Below are 5,370 nucleotides of genomic sequence, written 5' to 3' on the forward strand. Positions count from 1 at the left end.
CGCCGCTGACTACCTTGCCAATCTTTTTTCTGTATCTATAGTTTTAAAAGACTTTGTCAAGTTGGGATGTCCATATAGTGTCAACATATATCATGTCAATAACAAGGTAGACGGTGTGGATGCTGTGATTGGAAACGATGGACTTATCTTGAAAGACACCACCATCCCCGACTTAATCATTTCCACCATCGACCATAAAAACAAACCGGACAACCTGTTTAAAAACCTGTTGGACAAACATATCCAAAACATCGAAGCCTTTAAACAGAAACAGCCGCTGAATGAAGAGCTGATCAGTACACGCGCGCCGTATACGATGGCATTACTTATGAAATCAATTCTTTCAAGGGCGGCAGGTCAACCAATCTGCAAATCTATCGATATAAAGACAAGTCAAACAAAAAATCTCATTAAAACACGGGAGCCAACCGCTCATGACACAGGTCGTCTGAAAAACTCAAACCGACAATATCGCAAACACGGCAATCGGTTTCGCAATGCCAAACCTGTGTTTTCAGACGACCCGTCCATATGCCGCAGCCTCTCAAAATCGGGTATGATTCCCCCTTTCAAATCAGGAGCCTGACCATGCAGACGCAAGCCGTTATCCGCCATATTGCCGACTGGCTGAAAAACTATGCCGCCGCCGCACACGCCAAGGGGTTTGTCGTCGGCGTTTCCGGCGGTATCGATTCCGCAGTCGTTTCCGCCATCGCGGCACGGACGGGACTGAAGGTTCTGCTGCTTGAAATGCCCATCCGCCAAAAAGCCGACCAAGTCAGCCGCGCGCAGGAACACATCCGCCGGTTGGAACAGGCGTTTCCCAACGTCAGCGGGATGCGCGTGGATTTGACGCCGACTTTCGATACCTTTGCCGCCGATGTCGAGGTCGATGAAACCGAGTTCCCCGCCAAACAGCTTGCGCTTGCCAACGCCCGCAGCCGCCTGCGGATGTTGACGCTTTATTATTACGGTCAGCTAAACGGTTTGCTGGTTACCGGTACGGGCAACAAAATCGAAGATTTCGGCGTGGGCTTTTTCACCAAATACGGCGACGGCGGCGTGGACATCAGCCCGATTGCAGACTTGACCAAAACGCAGATTTATCAAATTGCCGCCGAACTGGACATCGCCGAGTCCATCCAAAAAGCCGTGCCGACCGACGGGCTTTGGGATACCGAGCGTACGGACGAAGAACAGATGGGCGCAAGCTATCCCGAACTCGAATGGGCGATGAGCATTTACGGCACGCACCGTCCCGAAGATTTTGAAGGCAGGCAGCGCGAAGTCTTGGAAATCTACACCCGCCTGCACAAAGCCATGCAACACAAAGTCAATCCGATTCCCGTCTGCAACATTCCCGAAGAGATGCTGAAATAAACAAGAGGTCGTCTGAAAACGGTTTTCAGACGACCTTAAAAAACAAAGATGGTATAAACCATCAGGCACGGCTTCATAATATCGACGGTACTTACCGCGGATTGCATAAATTACCCGAACTTATCAAACCCGCCGTTTTGTGTAAAAATACCGCAATGGAAAAAATTACTCACCAAAATCTACATCCTCTTCTGTCGAAGAGTCTGACCGACACCGATTTCGTCCTTATTCTGAATGCCTTAATCAAATTTTTGCGGCGCGGCGGCAAAAAACAGGCGGCAGAACGTTTCGACCTGATTATCGCCACGCTCAAACAAGACGAAGAACTCGCAAAAAATTTCAGCAGCCGCTTCTACCACTGGCTTTCTCAAGTCCACATCTATCCCGCGCTGATCAAACTCGGCATCTTCTCGCGCCACAGCTTTACCCGCGAGATGGGCATACGCATCTACGAACGCTTCAGCCCGTCCTACAAAGACTTTGCCAACCTGCGCGAAGTGTTCCTCTACCTTTTCCACTCCGAAAACGACGACAAATGGCTGCAAACCCTCAGCATCCGCCAATGGTTGAGCCTGTACGACCTGATCCGCACCAGCGCCGATCCCGCCTTGCTGCAAAACGCCTGCCGCCAGTTGGTTGACGCCCGTCTGCGCGCCATCGAAATGCTGGCCATTTGGATTGCCTCCGAAGCCATCGAACCCGACCTCATCCGCATCGCCCCGCGCCTGCTCGAAGCCGATTCGCCCTTCGTCGCCCTCCAGCGCGAAACCGCCAAACTGGTCGAACACTACCGCAACGACACCACTCCTTACGACACCGCCCACCTCGAAGTCATGTTCGACCAATGTTGCAGCCAGATCGACTATCTGCGCCGAAAAGGGACGGGTGCAGGTTCAGGCTCGTCCGTCAAAGTCGCCCACCTGCTCGAACGGCTCCAGCAGACCGTAGATCGCCTGAAACTGCTCACCGACATCCAAACCGATGCCGGCAACCGCAACCGCCTGACCATCACCCTGATGAACTCCCTCATCTACGCTGCGGTCGAGCAGTACAGTACCCGCCACCTGCGCCGCAGCAGCATACGCATGCTCGCCCGCAGCATTACCGAAAACAAAAGCCACCACGGCGAGCATTACATCACCCGCAACCGCAAAGAATATTTCAAAATGTTCTACTCCGCGGCGGGTGGCGGCGTCATCATCGCCCTGATGGCATTGCACAAAATCCACATCGGCACACTCGGCTTCAGCCCCTTCGTTACCTCCTTGCTGTCAGGGCTCAACTACGGCATAGGCTTCATGCTCATCCATATGCTGCACTGCACCGTCGCCACCAAACAGCCCGCCATGACCGCCGCCAGCTTCGCCGAACAGGTCGATCTCAACGAAGGCGGCAAAGCGGTGGACAACAAGCTCGCCAAGCTCCTTATCGACGTATGCCGCTCCCAAAGCGTCGCCGTCTTCGGCAACGTTTCCATCGCTATCCTTTTGGCGTGTGCCATATCGTTCGGCTATACCCATCTGCACCAACAGCCCATACTCGATGCCCACACCACCGCCTACCAGTTCAAATCCATAGACATCATCGGCCACCCGACCCTATGGTATGCCGCCATTGCAGGCTTGTGGCTGTTCTGTTCCGGCATCATCGCGGGCTTCTTCGACAACCGCGCCGACTACCTCAACCTGCGTCAACGCCTGCCCTTCAACCCCTTGTTGCGCAAAATCATGCGCCCCAAACCCCGCCGCATCCTCGCCGCCTACATCCACAAACACTACGGCTCGCTGGTCGGCAACTTCATCTTCGGGATGCTCTTGGGCATGACCGGCTACTTCGGACACCTCCTCGGCCTGCCGCTGGACATCCGCCATGTCGCCTTCTCCTCTGCCAACCTCGGCTACGCCGCCGTCAGCGGCAACATTGGCTTTGGCACATTCCTGCTCGGCATTTGCAGCGTCCTCGCCATCGGTCTGGTCAACCTCATCGTCAGCTTCACCCTCGCCCTCTTCGTCGCCCTGCGCTCGCGCGGCACGAAAATCGGCAGCGTCGGCAATTTGTGCAAAAGCTTCTGGCAGCAGATTAAGGCCAACCCGCTGATCTTGTTTTTCCCGGTTACGCCGGTTCAGACCAAAGAGCCGGTTAAAGAACAGGGGGAAAAGCATTAAGGCAAGCCGACAGACGGCGCTTCAGTAATCAACCTCTTTTTCAGACGACCCCGCTATGCCCATCCTCGCTTGGAACACCCCGCCCGCCCCCGCCGAACTTGCCCGCGTTATCGAAACTCATCCCGCGCCGCTGCATCTGATTGCCTGCCTGACCGAAAACCGCATTCCCGATTTTCCTTTGTCCGATGCCCCGACCGAGTTGGAAAGTCGTCTGAAAACCCGCCTCGACCAAGCCGTGAAATGCCTTCAGTTCAACAGCGTCAACTTTCTGGAAAACCTGTTGCCCGACGTACATCTCTGGCTTGTCCCGCCACACTGCGCCGACAGCCTGCACGAACATTTCGACCGTATCGAATGGCAGACCGAAGCCGTACCGCAAGCCGCCCCCAAGCCTGTCAAACCTTGGTTCAGACGACCTCAAGCCACCACTCCGCCCGAACACGCGCTGGTTATCGGCGCGGGCATTGCCGGCGCCGCAACCGCGCGCAAGCTGGCGGAACACGGCGTGCGCGTTACCGTTTTGGAAGCGGGCAAAGCGGCGCAAGGCGGCAGCGGCAACCGCCAAGGGCTGCTCTACGCCAAAATCTCGCCGCACGACACCGAGCAGACCGAACTGCTACTGGCCGGCTACGGCTACACCCGCCGCCTACTGCAAGACCTGTTGCCCGATTCCGACGCATGGGGCGGCGAAGGCGTGCTGCACCTCAATTTCGACGAAGCCGAACGCAAGCGCAATCAGGCATTGGGTTTGCAACAACATCACGCCCACCTTTACCGTAGCGTGTCCGCCGACGAAGCCGCGCAAATCGCAGGCATAGACGTCTTTTCAGACGGCCTCTATTGGCCGCAGGGCGTATGGCTGAACCCGCCCGCCGTCGTCCGCACCTTGCTGGCTCATCCACTGATTGCATTGCACGAAGACACGCCCTTATCCTCCGCCGAATACGACGGCGCAAACTGGACGGCGCACACGCCGCGCGGCAGCTTCAGCGCAAGCCACATCATTTACTGCATGGGCGCACACAGCCCGAACGCCGCCGACGCCAACGTCTCCGCCCTGCCTTTCCGCCAAATCCGCGGACAAACCGGCGTAGCGGCGGCGAGCGGTTTTTCCGAACGCCTGCGCTGCGCCCTATCCGGCGAAAGCTACATCAGTCCGAGCTGGCAGGGGCAACACTGCTACGGCGCAACCTTCGTCCTCAACAGCAACGACGACGCTTGGCACCCGCACGAAGAAACCGCCAACCGCGCCGCCCTGCAACAACTCAACCCGCCATTGGCGCAATCATTGTTTGAACAAAACCCGCTTCGCTCGGTTTCAGACGACCCCTTTGAACAACCACAAGGACACGCCGCCCTGCGCTGCGACAGCCCTGACCACCTGCCCGTCGTCGGCGCACTCGGTGACATCGCCGCCATGCAGACCGCCTACGCCAAACTCGCGTTGGACAAAAACTACCGCCTCGACAACATCCCCTGTCCCTACCTGCCGAACGCCTACATCAACACCGCACACGGCACCCGCGGACTCGCCACCGCCCCCGTCTGCGCCGCCGCCATTACCGCCGACATCCTCGGCCTGCCCCAGCCCCTGTCCCAACGCCTGCGCACCGCCCTGCATCCAAACCGCGCCGTCATCCGCGCCATCGTGCGGCAGCAGCCTTTGCTTTGATGCGTAGGAGGTCGTCTGAAAAGCTGCCTGAGCACGCTGTCAATCGACCTCCGTTTCCACTATAATGTCGCATCCCATGCCCATACGGAACAGGCCGTCTTTTTTCAGACGACCTGTTTCTTTTATAGTGGATTAACTTTAAATCAGGACAAG

The 5,370-nt window shown here is 56.7% G+C and carries 3 protein-coding genes and 1 pseudogene; all 4 read left to right on the plus strand.

The features are described 5' to 3' along the window. Positions 1–586: pseudogene (locus tag HMPREF3050_RS11845) on the plus strand (hypothetical protein); the annotation flags it as partial. Between the two features lie 2 nt (positions 587–588). After that, entirely contained in the window at positions 589–1,380 is a 792-nt protein-coding gene (gene nadE / locus HMPREF3050_RS11850) for an NAD(+) synthase (protein WP_070603126.1), read from the plus strand. Between the two features lie 155 nt (positions 1,381–1,535). Further along, positions 1,536–3,545, plus strand: a complete 2,010-nt coding sequence (locus HMPREF3050_RS11855; RefSeq protein WP_070774928.1) for a site-specific recombinase — start codon at positions 1,536–1,538, stop codon at positions 3,543–3,545. A 55-nt stretch (positions 3,546–3,600) separates the two neighbouring features. Further along, positions 3,601–5,217 carry an FAD-dependent 5-carboxymethylaminomethyl-2-thiouridine(34) oxidoreductase MnmC1 gene (gene mnmC, locus HMPREF3050_RS11860; RefSeq protein ID WP_070774929.1) on the plus strand — a complete coding sequence of 539 codons (1,617 nt, stop codon included), beginning with the start codon at positions 3,601–3,603 and terminating at the stop codon, positions 5,215–5,217. Positions 5,218–5,370 lie beyond the last annotated feature (153 nt).

The organism is Neisseria sp. HMSC065D04 (assembly GCF_001815675.1).
In the GTDB taxonomy this organism is placed as follows: Bacteria; Pseudomonadota; Gammaproteobacteria; order Burkholderiales; family Neisseriaceae; genus Neisseria.

What these genes read in the sequence shown, in the direction of transcription:
- nadE (WP_070603126.1), top strand. Translation starts at nt 589, where the DNA reads ATGCAGACGCAAGCCGTTATCCGCCATATTGCCGACTGGCTGAAAAAC.
- HMPREF3050_RS11855 (WP_070774928.1), top strand. Translation starts at nt 1,536, where the DNA reads ATGGAAAAAATTACTCACCAAAATCTACATCCTCTTCTGTCGAAGAGT.
- mnmC (WP_070774929.1), top strand. Translation starts at nt 3,601, where the DNA reads ATGCCCATCCTCGCTTGGAACACCCCGCCCGCCCCCGCCGAACTTGCC.